The organism is Vibrio sp. 5S239 (assembly GCF_041439575.1).
In the GTDB taxonomy this organism is placed as follows: domain Bacteria; phylum Pseudomonadota; class Gammaproteobacteria; order Enterobacterales; family Vibrionaceae; genus Vibrio; species Vibrio kanaloae.
This window is the reverse complement of sequence record NZ_JBGOOM010000028.1, coordinates 22,510-49,178: the sequence shown is the minus strand read 5'-3', so window position 1 is coordinate 49,178 and position 26,669 is coordinate 22,510. Positions and strand designations below refer to the sequence as shown.

At 44.5% G+C, this 26,669-nt stretch carries 27 protein-coding genes and 1 other RNA gene; 18 read left to right on the top strand and 10 right to left on the bottom strand.

Annotated elements, in window-relative coordinates:
• The first annotated feature begins 35 nt into the window (after positions 1–35).
• Positions 36–749, top strand: coding sequence for an oxidative stress defense protein (locus tag ACED48_RS18035; RefSeq protein WP_017056550.1), 714 nt, complete (start codon positions 36–38; stop codon positions 747–749).
• A 113-nt stretch (positions 750–862) separates the two neighbouring features.
• Here ACED48_RS18035 and serA read toward each other — a convergent pair whose 3' ends face one another.
• From serA to zapA, 5 genes are all read right to left on the bottom strand, one after another.
• Positions 863–2,092 carry a phosphoglycerate dehydrogenase gene (gene serA / locus ACED48_RS18030; protein ID WP_017056551.1) on the bottom strand — a complete coding sequence of 410 codons (1,230 nt, stop codon included), beginning with the start codon at positions 2,090–2,092 and terminating at the stop codon, positions 863–865.
• A gap of 260 nt (positions 2,093–2,352) precedes the next feature.
• Complete coding sequence (rpiA, locus tag ACED48_RS18025; RefSeq protein WP_017056552.1) at positions 2,353–3,009, bottom strand: ribose-5-phosphate isomerase RpiA; 657 nt, start codon at positions 3,007–3,009, stop codon at positions 2,353–2,355.
• A 102-nt stretch (positions 3,010–3,111) separates the two neighbouring features.
• Complete coding sequence (locus ACED48_RS18020) at positions 3,112–3,711, bottom strand: 5-formyltetrahydrofolate cyclo-ligase (protein ID WP_017056553.1); 600 nt, start codon at positions 3,709–3,711, stop codon at positions 3,112–3,114.
• A 6-nt stretch (positions 3,712–3,717) separates the two neighbouring features.
• Positions 3,718–3,901, bottom strand: a non-coding RNA gene (gene ssrS, locus ACED48_RS18015) — 6S RNA.
• An 11-nt stretch (positions 3,902–3,912) separates the two neighbouring features.
• Entirely contained in the window at positions 3,913–4,221 is a 309-nt protein-coding gene (gene zapA / locus ACED48_RS18010) for a cell division protein ZapA (RefSeq protein ID WP_004735366.1), read from the bottom strand.
• A gap of 308 nt (positions 4,222–4,529) precedes the next feature.
• Here zapA and ACED48_RS18005 point away from each other — a divergent pair, with 308 nt between their 5' ends.
• From ACED48_RS18005 to ACED48_RS17995, 3 genes are read left to right on the top strand one after another with little or no spacing between them, the layout of a single operon-like run.
• A complete protein-coding gene (locus ACED48_RS18005) occupies positions 4,530–5,105 on the top strand; it encodes a YecA family protein (protein WP_017056554.1) in 576 nt (191 codons plus the stop codon).
• 23 nt (positions 5,106–5,128) lie between these two features.
• Positions 5,129–6,307: a 2-octaprenyl-6-methoxyphenyl hydroxylase gene (gene ubiH, locus ACED48_RS18000; protein ID WP_017056555.1), complete on the top strand. Its 1,179-nt coding sequence runs from the start codon at positions 5,129–5,131 to the stop codon at positions 6,305–6,307.
• Positions 6,308–6,318: 11 nt separating this feature from the next.
• A complete protein-coding gene (locus ACED48_RS17995; RefSeq protein WP_017056556.1) occupies positions 6,319–7,542 on the top strand; it encodes an FAD-dependent 2-octaprenylphenol hydroxylase in 1,224 nt (407 codons plus the stop codon).
• A gap of 115 nt (positions 7,543–7,657) precedes the next feature.
• Here the strand turns inward: ACED48_RS17995 and ACED48_RS17990 are convergent, their stop codons facing one another.
• From ACED48_RS17990 to ygfZ, 3 genes are all read right to left on the bottom strand, one after another.
• Positions 7,658–7,864: a DUF1107 domain-containing protein gene (locus ACED48_RS17990; protein ID WP_009847660.1), complete on the bottom strand. Its 207-nt coding sequence runs from the start codon at positions 7,862–7,864 to the stop codon at positions 7,658–7,660.
• Between the two features lie 561 nt (positions 7,865–8,425).
• Positions 8,426–8,887 carry an aminoacyl-tRNA deacylase gene (locus ACED48_RS17985; protein ID WP_017056557.1) on the bottom strand — a complete coding sequence of 154 codons (462 nt, stop codon included), beginning with the start codon at positions 8,885–8,887 and terminating at the stop codon, positions 8,426–8,428.
• A gap of 4 nt (positions 8,888–8,891) precedes the next feature.
• Positions 8,892–9,863 (bottom strand): tRNA-modifying protein YgfZ, encoded by a 972-nt coding sequence (gene ygfZ, locus ACED48_RS17980; protein WP_017056558.1) that lies wholly within the window; start codon positions 9,861–9,863, stop codon positions 8,892–8,894.
• 167 nt (positions 9,864–10,030) lie between these two features.
• Between ygfZ and ACED48_RS17975 the strand changes: the two genes are divergently transcribed.
• Complete coding sequence (locus tag ACED48_RS17975) at positions 10,031–10,291, top strand: succinate dehydrogenase assembly factor 2 (RefSeq protein ID WP_004735374.1); 261 nt, start codon at positions 10,031–10,033, stop codon at positions 10,289–10,291.
• A complete protein-coding gene (locus tag ACED48_RS17970; RefSeq protein ID WP_315897529.1) occupies positions 10,251–10,658 on the top strand; it encodes a protein YgfX in 408 nt (135 codons plus the stop codon). Before ACED48_RS17975 ends, ACED48_RS17970 begins: the two co-directional genes overlap by 41 nt.
• Positions 10,659–10,706: 48 nt before the next feature.
• Here the strand turns inward: ACED48_RS17970 and nadB are convergent, their stop codons facing one another.
• Entirely contained in the window at positions 10,707–12,323 is a 1,617-nt protein-coding gene (nadB, locus tag ACED48_RS17965) for an L-aspartate oxidase (RefSeq protein ID WP_017056559.1), read from the bottom strand.
• A gap of 387 nt (positions 12,324–12,710) precedes the next feature.
• On the opposite strand from nadB, the gene rpoE reads away from it, so the two are divergent.
• The 11 genes from rpoE (at position 12,711) to acpS (ending at position 22,146) form a co-directional block, all read left to right on the top strand.
• On the top strand, positions 12,711–13,289 hold the full coding sequence (gene rpoE, locus ACED48_RS17960; RefSeq protein WP_004739025.1) for an RNA polymerase sigma factor RpoE: 579 nt from the start codon (positions 12,711–12,713) through the stop codon (positions 13,287–13,289).
• 26 nt (positions 13,290–13,315) lie between these two features.
• The gene (locus tag ACED48_RS17955) at positions 13,316–13,939 is read left to right on the top strand and encodes an RseA family anti-sigma factor (protein ID WP_017056560.1); all 624 of its coding nucleotides are present in this window, start codon (positions 13,316–13,318) and stop codon (positions 13,937–13,939) included.
• Entirely contained in the window at positions 13,936–14,898 is a 963-nt protein-coding gene (rseB, locus tag ACED48_RS17950) for a sigma-E factor regulatory protein RseB (protein WP_017056561.1), read from the top strand. Before ACED48_RS17955 ends, rseB begins: the two co-directional genes overlap by 4 nt.
• Positions 14,895–15,365 carry a SoxR reducing system RseC family protein gene (locus ACED48_RS17945; RefSeq protein WP_017056562.1) on the top strand — a complete coding sequence of 157 codons (471 nt, stop codon included), beginning with the start codon at positions 14,895–14,897 and terminating at the stop codon, positions 15,363–15,365. The genes rseB and ACED48_RS17945 overlap by 4 nt, the downstream gene beginning before the upstream one ends.
• Before the next feature lie 137 nt (positions 15,366–15,502).
• Complete coding sequence (gene lepA / locus ACED48_RS17940) at positions 15,503–17,296, top strand: translation elongation factor 4 (protein WP_017056563.1); 1,794 nt, start codon at positions 15,503–15,505, stop codon at positions 17,294–17,296.
• A 244-nt stretch (positions 17,297–17,540) separates the two neighbouring features.
• The gene (lepB, locus tag ACED48_RS17935) at positions 17,541–18,437 is read left to right on the top strand and encodes a signal peptidase I (RefSeq protein WP_017056564.1); all 897 of its coding nucleotides are present in this window, start codon (positions 17,541–17,543) and stop codon (positions 18,435–18,437) included.
• A 26-nt stretch (positions 18,438–18,463) separates the two neighbouring features.
• Positions 18,464–19,141, top strand: a complete 678-nt coding sequence (rnc, locus tag ACED48_RS17930) for a ribonuclease III (RefSeq protein WP_017056565.1) — start codon at positions 18,464–18,466, stop codon at positions 19,139–19,141.
• Complete coding sequence (gene era / locus ACED48_RS17925) at positions 19,134–20,105, top strand: GTPase Era (protein ID WP_017056566.1); 972 nt, start codon at positions 19,134–19,136, stop codon at positions 20,103–20,105. Before rnc ends, era begins: the two co-directional genes overlap by 8 nt.
• Positions 20,106–20,207: 102 nt before the next feature.
• Complete coding sequence (gene recO / locus ACED48_RS17920; RefSeq protein ID WP_029627006.1) at positions 20,208–20,936, top strand: DNA repair protein RecO; 729 nt, start codon at positions 20,208–20,210, stop codon at positions 20,934–20,936.
• A complete protein-coding gene (gene pdxJ / locus ACED48_RS17915) occupies positions 20,933–21,670 on the top strand; it encodes a pyridoxine 5'-phosphate synthase (protein ID WP_017056568.1) in 738 nt (245 codons plus the stop codon). The genes recO and pdxJ overlap by 4 nt, the downstream gene beginning before the upstream one ends.
• Before the next feature lie 95 nt (positions 21,671–21,765).
• Positions 21,766–22,146: a holo-ACP synthase gene (acpS, locus tag ACED48_RS17910; RefSeq protein WP_017056569.1), complete on the top strand. Its 381-nt coding sequence runs from the start codon at positions 21,766–21,768 to the stop codon at positions 22,144–22,146.
• Between the two features lie 141 nt (positions 22,147–22,287).
• Here acpS and barA read toward each other — a convergent pair whose 3' ends face one another.
• Positions 22,288–25,101, bottom strand: a complete 2,814-nt coding sequence (gene barA / locus ACED48_RS17905; RefSeq protein ID WP_017056570.1) for a two-component sensor histidine kinase BarA — start codon at positions 25,099–25,101, stop codon at positions 22,288–22,290.
• 165 nt (positions 25,102–25,266) lie between these two features.
• On the opposite strand from barA, the gene rlmD reads away from it, so the two are divergent.
• On the top strand, positions 25,267–26,586 hold the full coding sequence (gene rlmD / locus ACED48_RS17900; RefSeq protein ID WP_017056571.1) for a 23S rRNA (uracil(1939)-C(5))-methyltransferase RlmD: 1,320 nt from the start codon (positions 25,267–25,269) through the stop codon (positions 26,584–26,586).
• The last annotated feature ends 83 nt before the right edge of the window (positions 26,587–26,669 follow it).

Genomic DNA, 26,669 nt, shown 5'->3' with positions numbered 1-26,669 from the left:
GATGAAAGTACATTTGCTTAGCACAGGTCTACCTAATGAAGTTTGCACCAAAGATGTTAGTAACGTCTCTTACTCTTACTGCAGCGTTGAGTGCTGTGAGTTTTCCATCATTGGCAAACTCTCCCTCTTTTCCGCATATTTCAACGACGGGCTATGGTGAAGTAGTTGCGACACCTAATATGGCAACATTTTCTGTTAGAGTCGTAGAATCGACGATGACGGCTGAACAGGCAAAAAAAACCGTTGATAAAGTTGTAACGGGTTTCCTCAACAAGCTGCATCACGCTGGCGTCAAGGAAGAGAGTGTACACAGCTCTAATCTCTATCTGTCTCCTCAGTACCATTACCCTAAAGATGGCAAGCCTGAGCTAGTTGGCTATAGAGCTTCACGTAACGTGACGGTTCAAGTGAACGATTTAGCTAACTTAAATGAGTACATGGATATTGCTATTGGGCAGGGTATTAATCAGATCGATAATATTCAGCTTCAGGTTCGTGACGAAGCTAAGTACCAAGAACAAGCGCGCTTAGAAGCAATTAAAGATGCAAGGTTGAAAGCTAAGTCGCTAGCGAGTGGTTTTGAACGTGAGTTAGGTGATGTATGGCGTGTAGATTACAACGCACAATCTTCTCAGCCCGTGCTAATGCGCTCAATGGCGATGGATGCGAGAACAGAGTCGAACTCTTATGAAGATTCAACGATCACTATCCGCGATCGTGTTAATGTGATCTATCAACTAGAAGAATAGGGAACACACATCTGAGAGGTATTAGATCACTATGATCTAATTACCTACGATAGGCCAAATACTAAAAAGGCTCTCATTATGAGAGCCTTTTTACTAATGATCGAGTTTGATGATTAGTGAAGTAGACGAGCGCGGATTGTGCCTTCGATCTCTTTCAGTTTAGCCAGTGCTTCTTCTGAACGATTTGCTTCTACATCAATAACCACATAACCCATATCTGCCGCCGTCTGTAAGTACTGACCTGCGATATTGATGCCTTCTTCTGCGAAGATGGTGTTGATCTGAGTTAGAATGCCAGGACGGTTTTCGTGGATATGGAGCAAACGAGACGTTCCAGTATGCAATGGCAGTGATACTTCTGGGAAGTTAACACTTGATAGCGTTGAGCCGTTATCAGAGTATTTCGCTAGCTTACCTGCTACTTCTACACCAATATTCTCTTGTGCTTCTTGTGTTGAACCACCTACGTGAGGAGTCAAGATGACATTGTCGAACTGCATTAATGGAGACTCAAATGGGTCTGCATTGGTTTTTGGTTCTGTTGGGAAAACGTCGATCGCTGCACCAGCAAGGTGACCAGAATCTAGAGCACCACACAGAGCAGGGATATCAACCACAGTGCCACGTGCCGCATTAATAAAGATAGAGCCAGGCTTCATTCGCTCGAACTCTTCTTTCCCCATCATGTTCTTAGTTTCTTTGGTTTCAGGTATGTGCAAAGAGATCACGTCGCACTTGTTTAGCAATTCAGTCATGGTATGAACTTGCGTTGCGTTACCCAAAGACAGTTTGTTCTCGATGTCATAGAAGTAAACTCGCATCCCAAGATTTTCCGCAATAATACCCAGTTGAGTACCAATGTGACCGTAGCCAATAATACCTAAACGCTTACCACGAGCTTCGTAAGAGTTATCTGCACTCTTCTTCCAAATGCCACGGTGAGCGAGAGCGTTCTTTTCTGGGATACCACGTAATAGTAATAAAATCTGACCAAGAACCAATTCAGCAACACTTCGTGTATTTGAGAATGGCGCATTGAATACAGGAATACCGCGCTTCGCCGCAGCTTGAAGGTTTACTTGGTTTGTACCGATACAGAAGCAGCCGACAGCAACAAGCTTTTCAGCCGCATCAATAACTTCTTGAGAGATGTTTGTGCGAGAACGTATACCAATGAAGTGAACATCTTTAACAGCCTCAAGAAGCTCATCTTCTGGTAATGAGCCTTTATGATACTCAATATTGGTATAACCAGCGGCTTGCAGTACTTCTACAGAAGAAGGGTGAAGACCTTCTAGAAGTAGAATTTTTATTTTGTCTTTTTCCAGTGAAACTTTGGCCATTGTTCTCGTCCTTAAAGTGGAAAGGTGGGGCAAATGCGGCGCACGTGCAACAAAATGGCTGAGAGGGGAACTAATTCACCATTTTGTCAGGAGACAAACGTTTTCCTTGTGCGTCTTCTGAACAATAAAGTAACAAAAAAAAAATGTTTTGGGTAAGAAAATTACGGAATAAGACATAATTTTACGGGTACAAAGCAAAAAAACGGCGCCCTTGGGCACCGTATGTAATGAAGTAACAGAAAAACTCAATCTCTTGGTATTTATTCTTCTATTTTTGCACCTTCAGGCGTGCCAGTGATCACCACATCTGCGCCGCGGTGAGCAAACAGACCAACTGTAACTACACCAGCGATAGCATTGATATTATCTTCTAATTGTTTTGGGTTTTCGATCGCCATGCCGTACACGTCTAGGATCATGTTACCGTTATCTGTTGTACAACCGTCGCGGTAAACTGGGTCACCACCAAGTTTCACTAGCTCGCGAGCTACGTATGAGCGTGCCATTGGAATAACTTCAACAGGAAGAGGGAATTTGCCCAAAACATCAACCGCTTTCGTGTCATCTACGATACAAATAAACTTGTCTGAGATAGCCGCTACGATTTTTTCACGAGTCAAAGCAGCACCGCCGCCTTTGATCATGTCGCGTGAAGCGTTAATTTCATCTGCACCATCAACGTAAACGTCTAGTTTAAATACGTCATTACACTCAAATACTTTGATTTCTAGCGCTTCTAGTTTTTCAGTAGAGGCTACAGAGCTTGAAACCGCACCTTTGATTTTGTCTTTCATTGTGCCAAGTGCGTCGATGAAGTGATTTACTGTTGAGCCAGTACCTACACCGACAATGCTGCCTTCTTCAACATATTGAAGTGCTGCCCAGCCAGCCGCTTTTTTCATTTCATCTTGAGTCATGCCATTCTCCTGAATAAGGTCTTGCGCTTTGAATTAATCGTTCGCGTATTGAAGTTAACGTTTATATCTTGAGGTTAACGTTTGCGGCGCGATTATAGCGCTTTAATAGTTGTTTTCCCATTGCCAAGTTTTACTCGGAGTCACTATTTTAGGTAAAGGAATGTCCCATTCTTCAATCGGTAGGGAATCAACATGCTGGCAATCATGAGCCAAACCAATTGGCGTTGCACCTTCGCCAGTTTCAAACCATTGAGCCAAAGTACGATCATAATATCCGCCGCCCATGCCTAAGCGATGCCCTTGAGAGTCAAAGCCCACCAGTGGTGTAAGAATAAGGTCGAGTTGTTGGCACGGCTTAACGAGCAATTGATTGAGCTGAGGTTCGACAATGCCGTATTTATTCAAAACCGTGGGTGTGGTTGGTGAGTAGTGCAGGAACAGCAGATGTCCGGCAGAGAAAGGGTGCAATACTGGTAAATAAGTTTGTTTACCTTGCGCCCATAACCATTCGACTAAAGGCTGAGTATCGAGTTCGCCATCAATCGAAATATAAAGAGCAATATGCTGAGCAGACTGAATATCATCAAGCTGCATGCACTGCTTAACTAAGTCTATACCGGATTGAGTTTGTTGGTCGCCAGATAAGGCATTGCGTTTGATACGGATCTGTTTGCGAAATTCGCTGCGTGTGAGCGTCTTCATAAGAAGGGATACCCCAAAGTGCCGTTGAGAATAGATGGCCCTTGAACCAGCGAGTTCAAGGCGGATCAGCAATGATTACCGTAGGCTTCTCGGTCGGGCCGAGCATGCTCAATAGCACTCAAGTACTAACCCTTAGGGATTGCTTATCGGCTCGGGGACGTGAATCCTCTGACAAACACTCCAGGGTAAATTTTGTGTACGCTATTGCTGTCCGTGCTTAACTTTACTGAGGACATCCGAAAGTGATGTCGTGAGCTGTTCCATGCGCTCGGTCAGTGCGTTTTGTTCATCATTTGCTTCAAACTTCTTGGTTTGTAATTCGTAGCAAATGTTCAGAGCTGCGATAGTCAGCAGCTTTACTTCATTGGTTACCTTAGTACGTTCAGCCATCTCTTTCAATCGATTATCGAGATCGGCCGCCGCTGCAATCAATGACTCTTCTTGCCCTGGTGGACAATTCACTCGAGTCAGTTTTCCTAATATTTCAACGTCTACCGCTTGATTACTCATGATGGATGAACTCTTTAACGCGCTATTTTAAGGCTGTTGCTCTTTGCCATTTTTTGAGAAAGAAAAAGTGCAAGTACCGATGAGGAAGCAATCTCCTCTGAGGGAGAAACTATAGGTAAACCGCTATTAAGATTCAAGCTTTTCAGAGTGACTGTTTGTAAATGAGAGCTTGAGCACACAGTAATTCAGCAAATTGAACAATTGCTAGTCAGTCACCCTTCAATTGCTAGGGATCGATGCTTACCAGAATTGGGGTGAAGTGGTACGATTATACTATCGATATAAAGAATAACTGAGCGAGCTATCTGATGAGCGAAACTACTTTACCTGACTACCTAACGGTTGCGACTGAACTTCAATCGGCAAGTCTAGCCGTTACCCCTGCTGAGATGCACGGTTTATTAACGGGTATGTTAAGCGGAGGCTTAAACCTTGCAGATAAAAGCTGGCAACCATTGATCTTCGATTACACCAACGAAGGTATGGGCTGGCCAGATCGCGCGTTAACCTTAGCGGAAGCAACACTGAAAGTAACAACCAGCGAAATTACAGGCTCAGGCATGGAGCTGTCTATGTTATTGCCGGATGAGGACGCAAGCGCGAGTATTTTTGATCTGGCTGACGGCGTATCTGATTGGATTAATCATTTTATTTCAGGCTTGGGTCTTGTTGGCGCTCAATTAAACAAAGCGTCTGATGGCGCTAAAGAAGCGTTGGCGGATCTTGAAGAGATGGCGAAGCTAGGCATTGACGAGGACGATGATCTGGAAGAGCAAGCGCAGCTTCTAGAGCACGTTATTGAGCACGTAAAAGCGTGTGCACTAACGATTCATGCTGAATTTGGTGCACGCCCATCTGAAGATGCGGCGCCAACTATTCACTAATCGTTTGTCGATTTGAGGTTATGATGGCTCAGTATGATGTTGTAATTGCGGGTGGCGCAATGGCAGGGGCAACCTTAGCCCTTGCTCTGAATCACCTAAGCCAAGGTTCGCTATCGATTGCGGTTGTTGAACCTTATCAGGTTGATCATCAAGCTCACCCAGGGTTTGATTCTCGTTCGATTGCTTTGTCTTATGGCACGGTACAGATTCTCGATTCATTGCGCTTGTGGCAATCTATCGCTTCCGTGGCTTCTCCGATTAAAGATATCCATGTATCGGATAGAGGCCATGCCGGAATGACGGATATCTACAGTGAAGAACTGGCTGTAGATGCACTTGGCTATGTGGTCGAGTTAGCGGATGTTGGTCGAGTTTATCAGCAGAAGCTGGAATCAGAAGCGGCAATTACGATGTTGTGTCCTGATTCGGTTGCGAAAATCGAGCGCAGTGAATCACTGACGACTGTCGACCTCAATAGTGGACAAACCATTACGGCTAAGTTATTAGTTGCGGCCGACGGTGCAATTTCAACCTGTTGTCAGCAACTTAATATCCCACTGAGTGAGCATGACTTTGAACAAGTCGCTGTGATTGCCAATATCGTGGCTAGCGAACCCCATCAAGGCCGCGCATTTGAGCGTTTTACTCATCATGGGCCAGTTGCTCTACTGCCGATGAGCGATAATCGTTTGTCTCTGGTTTGGTGTATGCCGCCGGACCAAGCCGATAAAGTCATGACTTTTAACGACAACGAATTCCTTGAGCAGCTTCAGTGTGACTTTGGTTGGCGACTGGGTCGATTAGAGAAGGTTGGTAAGCGTGCTAGCTACCCATTGCTTCTTCGCCATCGACAGCAGAACGTGTCACATCGATTCGCCATTGTTGGTAATGCAGCGCAAACGCTTCACCCCATTGCCGGTCAAGGCTTTAATCTAGGTATCCGAGATGTGGCTTCCTTGGCTGAAGAGTTGTGTTGTCAGTTGGATGATGTAGGCCGTTACACAGGTCTTGTTAACTTTAGAAAGCGTAGAGAACAAGACAGAGACGCAACGATCACGCTGACATCAAGTCTCGTTCATCTGTTCTCAAACGAATTTTTAACCGCTCGTATCGGGCGTAATCTGGGGTTAGCTGTCATGGATAACCTTCCACCACTTAAAGGTCCACTTTTGCGTCATACGCTTGGCCTAGTAGAAAGATAAGGTAATAAATAATGATGCAAAGTGTTGATATCGCGATTGTTGGTGGTGGCATGGTGGGCCTAGCGCTCGCGGCTGCGTTGAAAGACAGTGATCTAAGAATTGCCGTGATTGAGGGCAAAGCACCTAGCGAAGGCCTGAACGAATTGCCGGATGTTCGAGTATCGGCTCTGAGTCGTTCGAGCGAATCGATTCTGCGTAATTTAGGTGCTTGGCAAGGCATTGAACAAAGACGCGCCGCACCTTATCAAGCGATGGAAGTGTGGGAGCAAGACAGCTTCGCTCGTATCGAGTTTGACTCAACACGCTTGGCACAGCCTAACCTAGGCCATATTGTTGAAAATCGAGTGATTCAATTAGCGTTGCTTGATCAGGTTAAGAAGCAGGACAACGTAAGCCTCTACATGCCAGCGACATGCAAAACGATGGCGATCGGTGAAAGTGAAGCTTGGTTAACATTAGACAATGGTCAAGCGCTGACAGCTAAGTTAGTTGTTGGAGCGGACGGCGCAAACTCTTGGGTTCGTAAACAACAAGATATTCCGCTGACGCATTGGGATTACGGTCACAGTGCGATTGTCGCCAACATTAAAACAACAGAGCCGCACCACAGTGTTGCTCGTCAAATATTTACACCCCAAGGCCCACTGGCATTCTTACCAATGCAGCCGGGCAACATGAGCTCGATTGTTTGGTCTACCGAACCTAATCGTGCCGAGAATCTTGTGTCCATGTCGGATGCTGAATTCAATAAACAACTAACGGCAGAGTTCGATTCGAAGCTTGGATTATGCGAAGTGGTTGGTGACCGTTTTGCCTTCCCACTGCGGATGCGTTATGCACGTGACTTTGCGGTAGAGCGTGTGGCTTTGGTTGGTGATGCTGCTCATACTATTCATCCATTAGCAGGGCAGGGCGTTAACCTTGGCCTATTAGATGCTGCAAGTTTAGCGCAAGAGTTGTTAAAGCTGTGGGCCGCTGGCGAGGACATTGGTGCCAAGCGCAACCTACGCAGTTATGAGCGCTGGAGAAAAGCAGAGGCGGCGAAAATGATCGCTTCAATGCAAGGCTTTAAAGATCTGTTTGAAGGCGACAATCCAGCGAAGAAGCTGATTCGTGGCATTGGTATGAAACTGGCCGGCCAACTACCTGGTGCGAAAGATGAAATAATGAAGCGGGCACTTGGTCTATCAGGAAATCTTCCTGAGTTAGCGAAGCGTCCAGTGACTCATCGGTAGTCGTTCAATGTTCTCACCTGAACTAACGCCAGAGAGTAACTCTCAGCGTCATGAGTACGAAAAAAGGGTTGGCACATGCCAACCCTTTTTGTTTTGAATTCTTTAGATAATCAGATTAGGCGTAAGCACAGCGCAGCTTCATGATTTCACTATTTATTTCTTTCACCGTTTGAAAGTGGCGTTTCTCTGCTCGATCTGGCAGGACTAGCTTGCCGTTATCAAACTCAAATTTCCCTACGCCGTAAATGTAGATTCGTCCTTTGAAAAGTCGACTTACATGTTTAGCAATCATACTCGGTGTATAGCGCTTAAACAGTCTCATTCTTAATTATCCTTATATTTACTTAGCCTGCATATTATAGAAAAACTCCGAGATCATAATTGTGATAAGAATGGAGTAATACGCAGTCGGTTTGACGTTAATTAGATATTTGTGCTGTTCGAAGCACTTTCTTCAGTAAATATCTTTTTTTACGTGAGCTCCTCCCCAAAATAATGCTGAGTAGTGAACTGCCGTAAACTTTCCTGTCCGGTATTAAGCAGTGACAATGTTACAAATATAAGAATAGGCGGGATTTTTTTGTTTGTGTAATCAAATTGTAAATTTTGGACAAAAAAAAGCCCGTCTAAAACGGGCGAATAGTCACAGATGCATTACACAAAAGTGGATACTGATATTACTCAGTGGATTCACTTATACTGATTACCTAAAGGCTAGTCAGCAAACTCACAATAACGTAAATCTTATCTTTTGACTACTTATGCTTTTATTTTGATTAACTATTTATTTATGGCGCGTTCTTATTATGATGAAGTTCACACTAAAAATGTACTCAATGAAATAATAGGATGAAGTTTGCGATCTATGACGCGAACGAGAGGATCATCGACTGATGTCTGAAACGATCGGTACGCATAGGGCCATAAGATCATTGAGTTCCATTGCTACACCAGCCATTCGATCACCTGAGCTAATAGTCACGGTTGAGTTGTTCTGAATGGAAGGATCAAAAATGATCGGCATATGTCTTTTTAGGACTAGAGGGCCAACACATCCAACTTTAAAGCCGGTGATGGCCTCAACATCATTGAGTGATACGCAGGTCATTCGGCGGTAATTCAGTAGCGAACGTACTTTCTTGGGGTCGACAGAGCGATTACCAGTAGTACAAGCCAACGCATACTGGTTACCCATATCTTTCAGCAGGATGCACTTCACCATTTGAGAGGTGTCGATACCTCGTTCTTGTGCTGTTTCTTCGATGCTGGTGGTTGGTTTGCTTTGCATCAGCAGGCGATAGTTCACCTGCTGTTGATCCAGCCATTGTGTAATCGGTGTTTCCACGTGATTACTCTTCGTCGAGGCTATAAGGCAATGGTAGGATGTTCCACGTTTGATCAGGTTGTGCAGTCAATCGAAGCTGAACATCGTCATCAAGGTTGTTTGGTAACACCATCAAACCAATCGCTTGGTTATCAGAAAATTGATATACGTTTAAGAGTCGGCCAGCACTACGCCAGTTCTCACCAACGCTACGCTCTAGTTCAATAGGACTTTCTAGAGACAACACGTCCGCTGTTGTGCCTGAAACAATACGCATCTCACGTTTGTTCATGCCACGATACTTGGCGCGAGCTACGGTTTCTTGACCTGTGTAACAACCCTTTGAAAAGCTAATGCCGCCAAGAGCATGTAGGTTCAATGCTTGCGGGATGTGTTCGTTTTGCTCTGCTTTCGATAGATTAGGCTGAGCATCAAGAATCTCATGATACTGCCATAACGCCTCTGATACTTTTTCCGCAGTGCTGCTTGATACCAAGGCTTCAGCGGCTTCTTCTGTAACAAGCAGAGCCCAACGGTTGTCTGATACTAAGACGGCTGTGCCGCCAGAGATAGCACGCACATTGCCTTGGCTTTCTGAAATAGAATCAATGTATTGATTCGCAGACGCCCCCATCACACCGATAACAACGTCAGACGTTTGTTCGATATCGACCTTAGAGAATACGGCATACTTCTTGATTTCAACTAATTCGATCTCAATAGCAGATTTAGGTTGCATGAGTGCGTAGCCACCATTGTGGTGGAATAAACGAAAGATGCTCCATACCTTTCCTTTTGCATCGCAGTGCGCGCCTAATGTGGATTCATCACTAGGAAGAGTGACGACATCACATGTAATTTGACCTTGCAAGTATGATTTTTTGTCATCGCCTACCATGGTAATGGCACTCCAGTCAGACACGTGTGTCATCATTAGTTCTGGAAGCGAATCATTTTGTGTATGAGCGAGCGGCTGAAATGTATTTTTCCAATCCATATTATCTTTCCTAAGAATTTTGTTTTCCTCTATGTTAATCCGGTTCTGTTTCTTTGTCAGCATAGGTTTTTTTGTGAGCTTAGATAGGGACTGTGACTCACATAGTAGTTGCAGAGCGCCTGACTTGTTACACTCTGAGAAAGCAAAATTATAGGTGAGGATAGCCAATGTACACTGCAGAGCAGAAAGCACGAATTAAATGGGGTTGCCGTCGCGGCATGTTAGAACTTGATGTAGTCATCATGCCATTTTTTGAAGAGTGTTTTGATTCATTGCAAGAGCAGGAGCAGCGCGAGTTTGTTTCTCTACTAGAGTGTGATGATCCAGATCTGTTTACTTGGGTAATGGGACATGGACGCAGTGAGAACTTAGGTCACGCATCAATGGTTGATAAAATTGTCGCACATAACCTCAGCAAGGTTCGTTAAGCTTCAGCTTAACCCTTCATATTCAGCATCATTCGCAAAAGGCACTATTTTTGGGTGCCTTTTGTTTTTCATTGTTCTTTCTTCCATTCCGCTCGTTATTAGCCTCTATTGCTTGCCTTTAATGATCAACTTGTTTCGAACAAATAATGTGATATTAAATTCCGCTTATGGGCATTTTGATTATAAAGACGATGGTGAGATAAAGCTGAATGACCAACGTTATAAATTAAAGTCCGTTGACAAAGCCTGGGCACAGTTCTTTGTCAAACTGCAATTCGAGTGTGGACACTCTGTCTTACTATGGCGAGACAGCTGTCGTGAGCGTGAGTATCGTCATTTTCTGGCACTCTTACAACGAGAGCGCTAGATAAAAAAAAGGAGCACTTGCTCCTTTTTATTTATCTGTTACTCATATTTACGATTGGGTTTTCTCTGGTGTAAGAATTGTTGGGCCACTGTCTTTTGCAAGCTCAGGGTAATCTAACGTGTAGTGTAAGCCACGGCTCTCTTTACGTTGCATTGCACAACGAACCATTAACTCTGCAACCTGTAGCAAGTTACGCAGTTCTAACAAGTTATTCGAAACCCTGAAGTAGCTGTAGTACTCATGAGTTTCTTGTTGCAACATCTGGATACGGCGTAGTGCACGTTCTAGTCGTTTATCGGTTCGAACAATCCCCATGTAATCCCACATGAATAGGCGTAGTTCGTGCCAGTTGTGCTGAATGATAACCTCTTCATCACTATTGGTGACTTGGCTTTCATCCCATGCTGGTAGTTCAGCACAAAGCTGAGACTGGTCGATGTTTTCAACGATGTCTTTGGCTGCCGCCCATGCGTAAACCACACATTCAAGCAGTGAGTTAGAAGCCATACGGTTCGCACCGTGTAGGCCGGTGTAGCTCACTTCACCAATCGCATATAGGTTAGTTAAGTCGGTTTGACCTTGCTTATTTACCATCACACCACCACAAGTATAGTGAGCAGCTGGTACGATAGGGATCGGCTCTTTGGTCATATCGATACCCAAATCCATCAAACGCGTGTGGATCATTGGGAAGTGCGTGGTGATGAACTCTTCAGGCTTGTGACTGATATCGACATACATGCAATCTGCACCTAGGCGCTTCATTTCAAAGTCAATTGCACGAGCAACTACATCACGCGGAGCCAATTCACCGCGCTCATCGAAATCTTTCATAAAGCGGGAGCCATCTGGACGACGAAGGTAGGCACCTTCACCACGTAGTGCTTCCGTTAGTAGGAAGTTACGCGCTTCTGGGTGGAATAAGCACGTTGGGTGGAACTGGTTGAACTCAAGGTTTGCTACTCGGCAACCCGCACGCCAAGCGATAGCAATACCATCACCGGAAGAGACATCTGGGTTAGAGGTGTATTGGTAAACCTTTGAAGCGCCGCCTGTTGCTAATACAACAAATTTAGCGCGCACGGTTTCAACGTGTTCTTGGTTACGGTTCCAGATGTAGGCACCGATAACTTTATCTTTCGAACCACCAACCTTATCTTCAGTGATCAAATCTAGCGCATTGTGGCGCTCGAAGATTTCGATGTTTGGGTGGTTGTTGACGTTATCTTGTAGCGAAGTTTGCATCGCCATGCCGGTGGCATCAGCAGCGTGCAGAATTCTGCGGTGGCTATGTCCACCCTCACGAGTTAGGTGATATTTTGGCTGACCTTCCGTGCTGTTCTCATCTTTATCAAATGGAACACCACCATCAATCAGCCATTGCACACACTCTTTCGCATTTTCAGCAATGAATTGAACGGTATCTTCTTCGCATAACCCGGCCCCAGCAATTTGAGTATCCTCTACATGAGACTCAATACTGTCCGACTCATCGAACACCGCGGCGATACCACCTTGTGCGTAATACGTCGATCCTTCGCTGCGTGGTCCTTTGCTTAATACAATTACTTTTGCATGTTCTGCTACGCGTAAAGCTAATGACAAGCCTGCCGCACCACTTCCTACCACTAATACATCACACTGATGTTCACGGTTTGCGTTCATAAAACTTATTAAATCCCGGGCTATAGTCGAATTGTCTACACTCAATTGACTTTGTCTTGTTTTAGGAGTTGCAGTAAGACTGTTATAATCTTCTGAGTCATCCTAAAACGCTATGCAAAATCAAGATATAGACAGCTATCTAGAAATATTTAATTGCTCAATACCATTGCTTTTGCTCAAGTTTTCCCAAATTGATAGGGATAGCTATTTTCATTACATCACATTGTGAAACAATAATGGCAAATAATTTTAAGAAAGTTGGAACTTTCAGTATTTGGCTTAGTCACAATAGTGCTCTTGTAGACGGTGGTGTCAATACTACATTTCGCATAATTAGTACCCATATCTGTGAAGGTAAGGGTTATAACAATAGGAGTACCCGCTCGAATGAACGAGCAGCTAACCGATCAAGTGTTGATTGAGCGAGTTCAGAGTGGAGATAAGCAGGCGTTTAACTTATTAGTGGTTAAGTATCAAAATAAAGTCTGTAATCTTATCTCTCGATACGTGAATAATTCCGGTGATGTACCTGATGTAGCACAAGAAGCTTTTATTAAAGCCTACCGCGCGATACCTAACTTTCGTGGCGAGAGTGCCTTCTATACATGGCTGTATCGAATTGCCGTGAACACCGCTAAAAATCATATCGTTGCCCAGGGCCGCAGGCCACCAGCAACGGATGTAGATGCAGAAGATGCAGAATATTACGAAACAGGCAGCGCGTTAAAAGAAATATCGAACCCTGAGAACTTAACGCTGTCAAAAGAGTTGAAACAAGTTGTTTTTGGTGCGATTGAAGCGCTACCAGAAGACTTAAAAACTGCAATGACGCTGCGTGAGCTCGAAGGTTTGAGCTACGAAGAGATTGCAGAAGTAATGGATTGCCCTGTAGGAACCGTACGTTCGCGTATTTTCCGAGCTCGTGAAGCGGTGGAAAAGAAAATTAAACCTCTTTTGCAACGCTAGAACTTGTAATAATTATGGTGAAAATAATGGCTGATAAAGAAAAGCTTTCGGCACTCATGGATGGTGAAACGATCGATAAAGCTCTCATAGTAGATCTTGAATCTGATCAAGAAAGCATGAATACCTGGCAGAGTTACCATTTAATTGGTGACGTGATGCGTGGGGATGCGCCAGAAACGAAAGATTGGAACATTGCTGACAGTGTGGCAGCGGAGCTTGAAGCCGAGCCTGCGCATAGTGCAATGCCAAACCTGCACCAAGTGAATGTTGAACCTACGGTTGCTCCAATCGAAGAGCAACCAAAGCCTCAGCAAGCGAAACGTCAGCTTCCTGCATGGCTACAACAGTTTGGACAAGTTGCCGTGGCAGCGTGTGTTTCATTAGCGGTTGTATTAGGTGTTCAGCAGTATGGTGGTAGCGATCCAGCAGCACCAGAGCAGTTACCTGTACTACAGACGATTCCATTTGCGGGCTCTGCGGAACCAGTAAGCCTAACGCGAGACTCTGTTTCTAAGCCTGTCTCTGAGGCTAATTTACAAGAACAACGTAAACGCGTTCATGCATTGCTGGAAGATTATGAACTGCAGTTAAGATTAAACGGTGACGCATCATCAATGGAAGATGCACATTTAGAATCGGATATTGAATGAAGAAAATCCTGGTCAGTGCACTGACACTGTTCAGCTTGATGTCTCCAACAGCCTTTGCAGAAGAACTCTCTGCAAAGGCGTTATTGCATCAAATGAATGAGGCCAGTCAGCATCTAAATTACGAACTCTCCTATATATTGATAAAGAAGAGCAGTATTGAGCCTCTGCTTTATCGTCATGCAGTTAACGATGATCAACAGCTCGCACACCTTGTTTATCTCAGTGGCCCTGTGCGTGAAGTCATTCGACGTGGCAATGAAGTTAGCTACGTCGAGCCGGGGACTGAGCCATTTACTATTTTGTCTGGTAGCATGGTTGCCCCTGTCATTCCGATGATTAATAGAGATATCGATTCTCTTAACCGGTACTACGACTTCGTAAAAGTTGGGCGATCTCGTGAAGCGGGGAGCACAACACAAGTATTACGCGTGGTGCCGAAAGATGGCCTTCGTTATTCTTACGTAGTTTGGGTCGACGAGAAAACTCATCTTCCTTTACGTGCCGATCTTTTGGATCGTGATGGCGAAGTGCTAGAACAGTACCGAACTATCTCTTACGTGGTGAATGATAAGATCGCAGAAGCAATGGGTGGCTTGAATCAAGTTAAACTGCCGAAGGTTTTGTCATTACCAGAAGGCTTGGTGAGTGAAACTAACTGGCAAGCTTCTTGGATTCCTGAAGGATTTAAGTCAAAAGAGCTTAGCCGTTATCAAATGGCGGTGACCGAAAAAATGGTTGAGAGTCAACTTTTCAGTGATGGGTTGTTTAGTTTTTCGGTGTATATAGCCGACAAAGATGAGCACTCATTGAAAGGGCAATTGGTACGTCAAGGGCGCAGAACCTTACATAGTTTAGTGATGGGCAACAGGGAAATATCTGTAGTCGGCGATATTCCGCCTGCAACGGCTAAGCGTATCGCTCAATCAGTAACGTTCAATAACTCGGTACCAGTGCAATGATGACCGCGCTGGCGACCGTTAGCTCAGTCGAGCAAAAAGGTAAGCAATATTTTGTTCAACTGAGCTGCGAACAGCAAACCAGTTGCAGTAGTTGCTCTTCTCAAAAAAGCTGCGGAACCGGTATCGTCACCAAGGCCGTTGGCAATAAAGCTTTGTTTTGGCAGTTTAAAACCAAAAGCCTTGTTAAAGCCGGACAAATTGTAGAGATTGGCTTCCCAGAAAAAAGTCTGCTTCAGTCGGCGGCTATTGTTTACCTCGTCCCACTTTTCATGTTGATAATTGGTGCTGGCCTTGGACAGCTCTTGTTACAACCCTTGCTCCAAGGGGGCGAAGGGGTTGTTATACTCTGTGCTGCACTATTTACCACTGCTGGTATTGCCTTGGCGAAGCGGTTAGCCAAACCAATGGAAGACAAATCCAAGCAAGAAGTCGTCTTGATTCGAATTCTAGGTGAGTCTCTCGTCTAATTTATGATGCGTCTTGCCCTTAAATTGGGTAGAATCTGCCAACTTGATTGAAATGCCGCCACCAATGCTAATATTAGGTTGGAAGCATAGCGGCTTTCTTATTATCCCTATACAAAGAGTTTAGTCATACCAAGCCTATGAAGCACATTCGTAATTTTTCGATTATCGCCCACATCGACCACGGTAAGTCGACCCTTTCTGACCGCTTAATCCAAGTTTGTGGAGGATTAAGTGAACGTGAGATGGCAGCTCAAGTCCTCGATTCTATGGATATAGAACGCGAACGTGGTATTACAATTAAAGCGCAGAGTGTGACTTTAGATTATAAAGCTAAAGATGGAGAAACTTACCAACTTAACTTTATCGACACCCCTGGACACGTAGACTTTTCTTATGAAGTATCTCGCTCTCTAGCGGCTTGTGAAGGCGCGCTACTTGTAGTAGATGCTGGCCAAGGTGTTGAAGCACAAACTCTAGCAAACTGTTACACAGCAATCGAAATGGAGCTGGAAGTGGTGCCAATCTTGAACAAGATTGACCTACCCGCAGCTGAACCAGAACGTGTTGCTGAAGAAATCGAAGAGATCGTTGGCATCGATGCGATGGAAGCGACTCGCTGTTCTGCGAAAACAGGGGTAGGTGTTGACGATGTTTTAGAAAACATCGTAACGGCTATTCCACCACCGGAAGGTGATCCAGATGCGCCTCTACAAGCCCTTATTATTGACTCTTGGTTCGATAACTACCTTGGCGTAGTTTCTTTGGTACGTATCAAAAACGGTAAGCTGAAGAAGAACGACAAGATTAAAGTCATGTCGACAGACCAAGTTTGGGGAGTTGACCGTCTAGGTATCTTCACACCTAAGCGAATCGACACCACTGAGCTGAATACTGGCGAGGTAGGTTGGGTTGTTTGTGGCATTAAAGACATTCTAGGTGCGCCTGTTGGTGATACCTTGACGCTTGCTAAAGGTGGCTGTACTGAACGTCTACCTGGTTTCCAAAAAGTGAAGCCTCAGGTATACGCAGGCCTGTTCCCTGTTTCATCTGATGACTACGAAAACTTCCGTGACGCACTAGGCAAACTAAGCCTGAATGATGCATCACTGTTCTACGAACCAGAAAGTTCAGCAGCACTTGGCTTTGGTTTCCGTTGTGGCTTCTTAGGAATGCTTCACATGGAGATCATCCAAGAGCGTCTAGAACGTGAATACGACCTAGATCTAATCACGACTGCTCCAACAGTTGTGTATGAAGTTGTAAAAACAGATAAAACCGTTCTGTATGTTGATAGCCCGGCTAAACTGCCAGCGGTTAATGACCTCGAAGAAATTCGTGAACCAATTGCACGCTGTAATATTTTGGTACCTTCGGACTACCTAGGTAACGTAATCACACTGTGTGTTGAGAAGCGTGGCGTACAAGTAGATATGGTTTACCACGGCAACCAAGTTGCTGTGACGTACGATCTTCCTATGGCAGAAGTGGTTCTAGACTTCTTCGACCGTCTGAAGTCAACGTCTCGCGGTTACGCATCATTGGATTACAACTTCCAACGCTACGAGCCATCAAACATGGTACGTGTAGATGTATTGTTGAATGGTGAAACGGTTGATGCACTAGCGATCATTACGCACAAAGACATTGCTCAGTCTCGTGGTCGTCTACTGGTAGAGAAGATGAAAGAGTTCATCCCTCGTCAGATGTTCGATATTGCGATTCAAGCTGCGATTGGTAACCACATCATTGCTCGTTCTACAGTGAAGCAACTGCGTAAGAACGTAATCGCAAAATGTTACGGTGGTGATATCAGTCGTAAGAAGAAACTTCTTAAGAAACAAAAAGAAGGTAAGAAGCGTATGAAGCAGATCGGTAACGTTGAACTGCCTCAAGAAGCTTTCCTTGCCATACTTCACGTTGGAAAAGACTAGGTATCAATCGCACTAACTATCTGCTGAACATTACTGGTTAAATCGTTTATTTCTTTGTTGCAAAGATTGCAATTAGGTCCACTAGTCACTGCACTTTACGCCTAGAACTAAGCGATGTTTCCTGCGTAATCTTCCTAGCATTTAGTCAGCATGATTGATACAAATTAGAAATATTAAGTAGAGTGAAAGGGTTATACTCTTTCACTTTCGTTATTTTTAAAGAAATGAAATTTAAGGGATATCAATGGCTAATACATTTTCACTTATCTTAGTGATCGTAACTCTAGTGACTGGCATTGTATGGGCGTTGGAAAAGTGGTTGTGGGCAAAGAAGCGCCAGCAGAAACTGGCTGCCGTTGAAGCACAATCGACAGGCCTAGACGCTGAAACGAGCGCAAAAGTTACGGCTCAGCCTTGGTGGGTTGAGAACAGTGTTTCCATTTTCCCGGTCATTGCATTTGTTTTGATTCTGCGTTCATTTATTTATGAACCGTTTCAGATCCCGTCTGGCTCGATGATGCCAACCCTTTTGGTGGGTGATTTTATCTTGGTAGAGAAGTATGCGTATGGTCTAAAAGACCCGGTATGGCGTACTCAACTGGTTGAAACGGGCAAACCAGAACGTGGTGATTCAATCGTATTTAAGTACCCACCTCAGCCTAATATCGACTACATCAAGCGTGTTGTTGGTATGCCAGGTGACACCATTCGTTACAGCAGTCGAAAAGAGATTTGCATTCAAGCGAAGGGTACAAGTAACTGCGATCCAGTGAAACTAAGTCACGTTGAAGAAAGCCAATTTGTTCAAGATGGTGTGCCTCTTATTCAGCTGAATGAACAGCTTGGAGACGTAGAGCACCAAATTTTAGTTAACCCATTACGTCGTGATCGTGTGCAAGCATATCAGCCCCGTAATGGTGTTAACGAGTGGGTCGTTCCAGAAGGCCAGTACTTTGTGATGGGTGATAACCGTGACAACAGTGCCGATAGCCGTTACTGGGGCTTTGTCCCTGAAGCAAACCTTGTTGGTAAGGCCGTTGCGATTTGGATCAGCTTCGAGTTCGAACGTGGTTCAGACAGTGTACTTCCAACATGGATTCCTACTGGTGTGCGTTTTAATCGCATCGGTGGGATTCATTAATCGATCAATTAACACATCGAGAGAGCATGAATTCTCCAATTGATAAACTAGAGAGAAAGATTGGCTATCAGTTTAATGATGCCGATCTTATCCACTTGGCGCTGACTCACCGCAGCGCCGCAGGTAAACATAACGAACGTCTTGAGTTTCTGGGCGATTCAATTTTAAGTTTTGTTATCGCTGATGATCTTTACCACCGTTTTCCTAAGGTAAACGAAGGTGACATGAGCCGTATGCGTGCAACACTGGTGCGTGGTCATACATTGGCTGAACTAGGTCGTGAATTCGAACTAGGAGATTACTTAAAATTAGGTCCAGGTGAGTTGAAGAGTGGCGGTTTCCGTCGTGATTCTATTCTAGCGGATGCGGTTGAAGCGATTATTGGTGCTGTCTATTTAGATAGTGATACCGAGACGGTTCGTCGCATTATTTTGAGCTGGTACCAATCTCGCCTAGAAGCTATTCAGCCTGGAGTATCTCAAAAAGATCCCAAAACTCGCCTTCAAGAGTTTTTACAAGGTCGAAGAAATCCTCTACCTGTCTACACAGTGACTAATATTAAAGGTGAAGCACACAACCAAGAGTTTACGGTTGAGTGTGAAGTGGCAGGTGTGGATAAACCTGTTATCGGTAAAGGCACTAGCCGCCGCAAGGCAGAGCAAGCGGCTGCTGAAACAGCATTAGAGCAACTAAGCAATGTCTGATAACAACCAAGATTTCGATATCGATGCATTTTTTTCATCGGATAGCAAAAAAACGGGCCTACCGGAAAACCAACACTGTGGCTTCATCGCTATTGTCGGTCGCCCAAACGTAGGTAAATCGACGCTTCTGAACCATATTCTGGGGCAGAAGATTTCTATTACATCACGTAAACCACAGACGACACGTCACCGTATTATGGGCGTTGAAACTGAGGGTGATTACCAAGCGATCTTTGTTGATACTCCTGGACTTCATATTGAAGAAAAGCGTGCAATCAACCGTTTGATGAACCGTGCGGCGAACAGTTCTTTGAGTGATGTGAACCTAGTCTTCTTCCTTGTGGATGGAACACACTGGACTGACGACGATGAAATGGTTCTGAACAAACTGAAGAAGACTGACTTCCCAGTTGTACTTTGCATTAACAAAGTTGATAACGTTCAGGATCGTACTAACGTCATGCAGCATATGATGGAAGTCTCTAAAAAGATGGAATTCGTTGATGTTGTGCCAATCTCGGCGAAGCAAGGTAAAAACATTGATGTACTGCGTAAGCATGTACGTGAGCATTTACCAAAAGCGACCCATCACTTCCCTGAAGAGTACGTGACGGATCGTTCGCAGCGCTTTATGGCGTCTGAGATTATCCGTGAAAAGCTGATGAGATTCACAGGCGAAGAGCTACCTTATTCGGTAACGGTTGAAATAGAGCGCTTTGATTACAACCCAGACAACGATGGCTTCCACATCAACGCCCTGATTCTTGTTGAACGAACGGGTCAAAAGAAAATGGTGATTGGTAAAGCGGGCGAGAAGATCAAAACAATTGGTCGTGAAGCGCGTATTGATATGGAAGATCTATTTGGCCGTAAGGTTTACTTAGAAACTTGGGTCAAGGTTAAATCGGGTTGGGCTGATGATGAGCGTGCACTTCGCTCATTAGGTTACATCGACGATCTATAATATATTGAACGTCACTTTCTGATATCACGAAAGTTGAACTTAATATAATTTCTAGAGAGAGTGCGAACTCTCTCTTTTTGTATCTGTAAGAAGGGTAAGTGATTGAGCGAAGGTTTACATCGATGCTTTGTGTTGCACCGTCGACCATACAGTGAGTCGAGTCTGATCTTGGACGTCTTCAGCGAAGAGTTCGGTCGGGTGACCTTGATGTCTAAAGGCGCTCGAAGCAAGCGTTCCAATTTGAAAGGTACATTACAACCTTTTACGCCGCTATTGCTAAAGTGGTCTGGCAACAGTTCAATGAAAACCTTACGTCAAGCTGAGCCAATTAGTTTAGGGCTTCCTCTTACGGGGATAAACTTGTATTCAGCGATGTACGTGAATGAGCTGATTGGTCGAGTGTTGATGGCCGAAGTACCAATGCCTGCACTTTTTCATGACTATCTTCATGCTTTAACAGAACTGGCCCATAATGAAAATCCGGAGCCAGCATTGCGTCGTTTTGAGTTGGCTCTACTATCCGCGATGGGATATGGCGTCGACTTTTTGCATTGCGCTGGTAGCGGTGAACTGGTCGCGCCAAACATGACTTATCGATACCGAGAACAGAAAGGTTTTATTGCTTCAGTGCGTCGAGATAATCTGACATTTATGGGCGATGAACTTATCGCAATCAGCGAGCGTAGGTTTATCACTAAAGAACAGTTAAAAGCAGCAAAACGCTTTACACGCATAGCCTTAAAGCCGTATCTTGGCGGCAAACCATTAAAAAGCAGAGAGCTATTTATGCCAACAATAGCCCTCTCTAGAGCACGGAGTATTGGAAAATGAGCTCAATCCTTTTAGGCGTTAATATCGATCATATTGCAACACTACGTAATGCACGTGGGACTAAATACCCAGATCCCGTACACGCAGCTGAGATAGCTGAACGTGCAGGTGCTGATGGCATTACTATCCATTTACGTGAAGATCGTCGCCATATTGTTGATCGTGATGTGCGTATTCTGGCTGAAACTATTCAAACGCGAATGAATTTAGAGATGGCTGTGACGGACGAAATGGTTCAAATTGCACTCGATACTAATCCTGAGTTCGTTTGCTTGGTTCCTGAGAAACGTGAAGAGCTGACCACTGAAGGTGGTTTAGACGTTGTCGGCCAACTTGAAAAGATCAAAACGGCGACGGAAAAACTGTCAGCTGCTGGTATTAAGGTGTCGCTATTTATTGATGCGGATCGTCAGCAAATCGATGCAGCTAAAGTATGTGGTGCGCCGTTCATTGAGCTTCATACTGGTCATTACGCTGATGCGAAAACAGAAGAAGATCAGCAAGATGAACTGAAAAAGATTGCAGCTGGCGCAAGCTATGCTGACGATCTTGGTATCACAGTCAATGCGGGTCATGGCCTGACTTACCACAACGTAGCACCTATTGCGGCGCTTCCTGAGATTTATGAGCTGAATATTGGCCACTCGATCATGGGACGTGCTGTCTTTGATGGCTTGAACAGAGCCGTTGCAGATATGAAATCTGTTATGGAAACAGCACGTAATAACAAGTAGTTAGGTAAGCGGTAACTTAGGTAAGCGGTAACCATAAGCGACAAATTGAGTCGTAGCATGTTGAGTAGTAACGAGTTGAGTAGTAAAGGTTAATAATGGCTGTTGTTGGATTAGGTACCGATATCGCAGAAATTGAACGCATAGAGAAGGCACTATCACGAAGTGGTGACGCTTTTGCTCAGCGTATTTTGACGAGTTCTGAATTTGAAGTATTTCAGAAAATTAAGCAAAAAGGGCGCTACCTTGCAAAGCGTTTTGCCGCAAAAGAAGCGGCATCTAAAGCGTTAGGTACGGGGATTGCCCTTGGTGTGACCTTTCATGACTTCGAGATTTCAAATGATGAACATGGTAAGCCAGTATTGATCCTACATAAGAAAGCTCGTGAAATCGCCGATACGAGTGGAACCAGGTCGATCCACCTCACTATCTCGGATGAGCGCCACTATGCTGTGGCAACGGTATTACTCGAATCCTAAACCTGTTGCCGCTAATCTAAATCTAGTGCCTAATTAATCAGCAAACATAAAAAAGCAGAGTCCATGAGCTCTGCTTTTTTATTGGTTTGTATTCTTAGTCGTTAAACGTTAAACGTTAAACGCTAAATCGCTAACTAGATATCAGATGCTAGATGGTTTTAAATAATGAACCGCGGTTGCTTGAACCTTATCTAACTCATCCTGAAGTTCAAAAAGTTCCGGTTCAATATCTTCAACGGAAATGCCAGATCGCAGCTCTTTCTCTATCGTTGCACATACCGATTTAAGCCTTGGTACACCACTATATGAGCTGCTGCCATGCATCTTGTGGATAATGTGTATTAGTTCTTCAACAGGGTAATCACTATCTTCTATCGCTTTCTCTGTTGCCTCATAAACCTCAGGAATAAAGTCCACTAGCATTTGCAACATATCTCGTGCAAGGTCTTCTTTATTGGCTGCTTGCTTCATTGCAGCTTGCCAATCTATGATGATGTTTTTGTGCACACTTATTTCTCTTTCTGATATTTGGCTATGATCGATTTCGACTGAAACTGCTGGGTGGTCTGGGTCTATTTTTTCGATATGCTCAACCTCAGAGGTTGGGCTCCAATGAATCAGAACCTGTTGTAATATATGTTCTTCAATAGGTTTCGTTAGGTAGTCATCCATGCCCGCTTCAAGCAACCGGTCACGTTCGCCAATCATGGCATGAGCGGTCACTGCAATGATCGGCGTATTCGCATTATTCGCTAGTTTTTTGATATTCTGACAAGCGGTCACACCATCCATTTGTGGCATTTGAATGTCCATGAAGATGATATCAAATGGTGTTTCTGTCGCTTTGTCGATTGCCTGCTGACCGCTAGTGCAACTGATGACGGTTTCTACGCGTTCTTTCAGTAGTGCGGTAATCAATTTAAGGTTTGCAGGGTTGTCATCGACAGCCAATACGGTAAATGGAAGCTTCTCTTCCGAGTGCGTTTCAATCGCCGGTGCAATCAAGGTTGGAGCTTGGTTCGATACTAGGGTTTGCAGCAGTTTCTTACGAGAAAGAGGCTTGGTGATGCACTGAACATCCACCTCTTTCATCAATTGTTCACCTAACGCTAATTCGGTACTTGGTGTACCAATAATTACGTTCTGAGCTATTTTTTTAGCGCCAATAGCCCAACCACTTACGGTATCAAATTGGTATTCTTGGTTTGATGCAAGGTTTAGCAGAACGTAGTCATACGAGGGTGACTCGTCAGGCATCACCGAGCGATAAGTGACCACAAGCCCTTCTTGGGTTAAGATCTGTTGGGTAATTGACGCTGCTTGCATGTTTGGTTCGATCAACAGTAGTTGTTTGTTTTGCAGGCACTGAGTTTCAATCAGCTCCGTCATCGGCATATCAGTGGTAGAAAGCCTCAACGTAAACCAGAAGGTTGAACCCTGGTGAAGGCGACTGGTTAGACTGATTTCACCACCCATTTGGCTCACCAATTTTTGGGTGATAACCAGACCTAAACCTGTACCACCATAACGACGAGAAATACTTGCATCTGCTTGGCTAAAGGCTTGGAAAAGCTGAGCTTGTTGACGTTCAGATATACCAATACCAGTATCGCGAACCATGAATTGAAGCTCGATATTGTCTTCGCTTTGTGAGCGAAGTTCAACGCTGATATCAATGTTGCCATGCTCAGTAAATTTGATGGAGTTACCCACTAGGTTAGTCAAGATCTGCTGGATACGTAGTGGATCACCAACAACGCCTGGCGGTACTTTAGGGTCGATCTTGAGGGTCAGTTCTAAGCCTTTTTCATGAGCATTAGTTGCTTGAAGGTTCACAACTTCTTCGAGGCTGGATTGGAACTCAAATGGGATGTTCTCTAAGGCTAGCTTGCCAGCTTCAAGTTTCGAGAAATCCAAGATATCGTTAATAATACTGAGTAGGTTGTTCGCCGAGCGTTCAATAGTTTGCAAGTAGTCAGTTTGGCTGTTCGATAGATGGGTTTTGAGCATTTGGCGAGTAAAGCCAATCACACCGTTGAGCGGCGTTCTTAATTCGTGAGACATATTCGCCAAGAATTCAGACTTAACACGAGCCGCTTCTTGAGCACGCTTTTTCGCAATGTCTAATTCAACGTTTTGAATCTCTAACTGTTCAAGTGTTTCACGTAGATCGGAGGTCGCTTGGTCAATACTGTGTTGCATTTCAACGTGATATTCCGACAGCGATACTGCCATCGCGTTGATACCGTTTTTCAGCGAGTCTAGCTCACCATGCATTTTGCCTTCGATACGTACATCGAGATGACCACGACGTATTCGGTCGACCATGTTTTTCATGTGTGTGATCGGCTGGGTCACGTCGTGCATTAAGCGGAAGGCAAACACACCTGAAAGCCCAAGCCCGAGAACCAACACTAAGAATGCAGAAAACACCTCTTGATATTGTTGTAATCGAAGTGACGAAAGGTCTAACTCTATCGCGATATAACCGATCGCTTGATTGGCTTGAGATTGGCCATTGGCTGAGTTTATATACTGACCTTCAGCAATAATCGGCGTCCGAAGAATCAGCGTGTTATCGAGCAGGTTCGATGAGCTTAAATGCGGAATCGGTTTATCTTTGGGGTAGGTCAGGCTTTCAAAGTCAGGGTGGAAGTTTGAGGTTACAAACAGCTCGTGACGTTCATCAAACACCGCGATACTGCGCACCAGCTTAGAATTTTTTCGATGCGCATAGCTAATCAGCTGTCGAACAGACTCTCGGCTTTCGAGCTGCATGCCTGATTCACTCGCAATAGCCAGTGGTTCAATGATGCTAGTACCAGTGTTCACTACTTGACCCTCAAGGTCTTGATAGCGGTTAAATGAGAAAAATGCACTCAATAGCAACCCAATAATCAATGTTGGAGCTAGAGTTAAGGTAATTACACGGGCTCTTAAGCCATATCTGGTCATGTTCTTTAATTACATCGAGGTCTGGATATGGGAAAATAACGCACACAATGGCGGTTAAGTGAACGGTAAGCTTAATCAAAGCCGTGACGTTCGACAATGATTCCAAGGCAGAATAGTGAGCCCTGGATACCAATTACTAATTAAAAGATACATTAGGCATAAGCAATGGCACGTTTTTTCCAACCAAAAAAGAAAACTCAATTCGAGACCAAGCATCAATCGGTTTTGGTTGAACGAATGGATCACAATGGCGCTGGCATCGCTTATCAGAAAAACAAACCTGTTTTCATTGATGGGGCATTGCCCGGTGAGCAGGTGGTCATTCAACTGACTGAGAGTAAGAGTAAATTTGCACGCGCGAAACTAATCAAATTATTAAAGCCAAGCGAGCAGCGCCTAAAGCCGTTTTGTAAGCACTTTAATCAGTGTGGTGGCTGTCATCTTCAGCATTTTGGTTACGCCTCTCAGGTTGAGCACAAAGCACAGTCTCTTTCACATCTGATGAGCCAATATCAAACCGTTGAAACCGAAGTTGCCCAACCTATTGTGGGTAATGAAACGGGTTATCGTCGTCGCGCGCGTATCAGCCTATTTGTTGATAAAAAGACACAGCAGCTTCAGTTCGGTTTCCGTAAGAAGCAAAGTAAGCAGATTGAAAACATCACCGACTGTGCCGTGCTTGAACCTCGCCTTAATGTATTGCTACCAAAACTGAAAAATTTACTGAACACTTTCAACAACCTTACCTCTTTAGGACACGTAGAATTGGTACTGGGCGATACTGGCCCTGTCATGGTGCTACGTCACCTTAAGCCTTTGGTTGAAAAAGATGAGCAATCTTTGATTGAGTTGGCTCAGGCAGAAGGCGCTACGCTGTATTCTATGCCAGAAGCTGATAAGTTGATTCGTTTGGTGGGTGATACGCCAGCTTATAATGAAACCGGTGTGACTTTACCGTTTGAGCCAAATCACTTCATTCAAGTGAATCAAAAGGTCAATCAACAGATGGTGGCTCAAGCGATCGAGTGGCTAGAACCTCAAGCGGATGAACGGGTGCTTGATCTGTTTTGTGGTTTAGGTAACTTCAGCTTACCTATCGCACAGCAGTCGGCGTTTGTGGTCGGTGTGGAAGGTGTTACTGAAATGGTACAACAGGCCACGTCTAATGCAGCATTAAACCAGTTAAGCAATACGGAATTTTACCAAGCCAACCTTGAAGAAGACTTATCCTTACAGCCTTGGGCAAAAGAGAAATTCGATAAAGTATTACTTGACCCAGCACGTGCGGGAGCGAGTGGGATCGTTGATCAAATTTCAGCGTTAGGCGCGAAGCGTGTGGTTTATGTTTCGTGTAATCCTGCTACTCTAGCTAGAGATTCTGAGAGCTTAGAAAAACAAGGCTATCAATTAGCTAAGATTGGTATGTTGGACATGTTCCCCCACACCAGTCATCTAGAATCGATGGCTCTTTTTATCAAGGCTTAGAGGCCCTTAAACAAGGCTTAAAAATGAATCACAAAGGCGCAGTTAAGACTGCGTTGATATCAATATGAGTCGAACTAACTTGG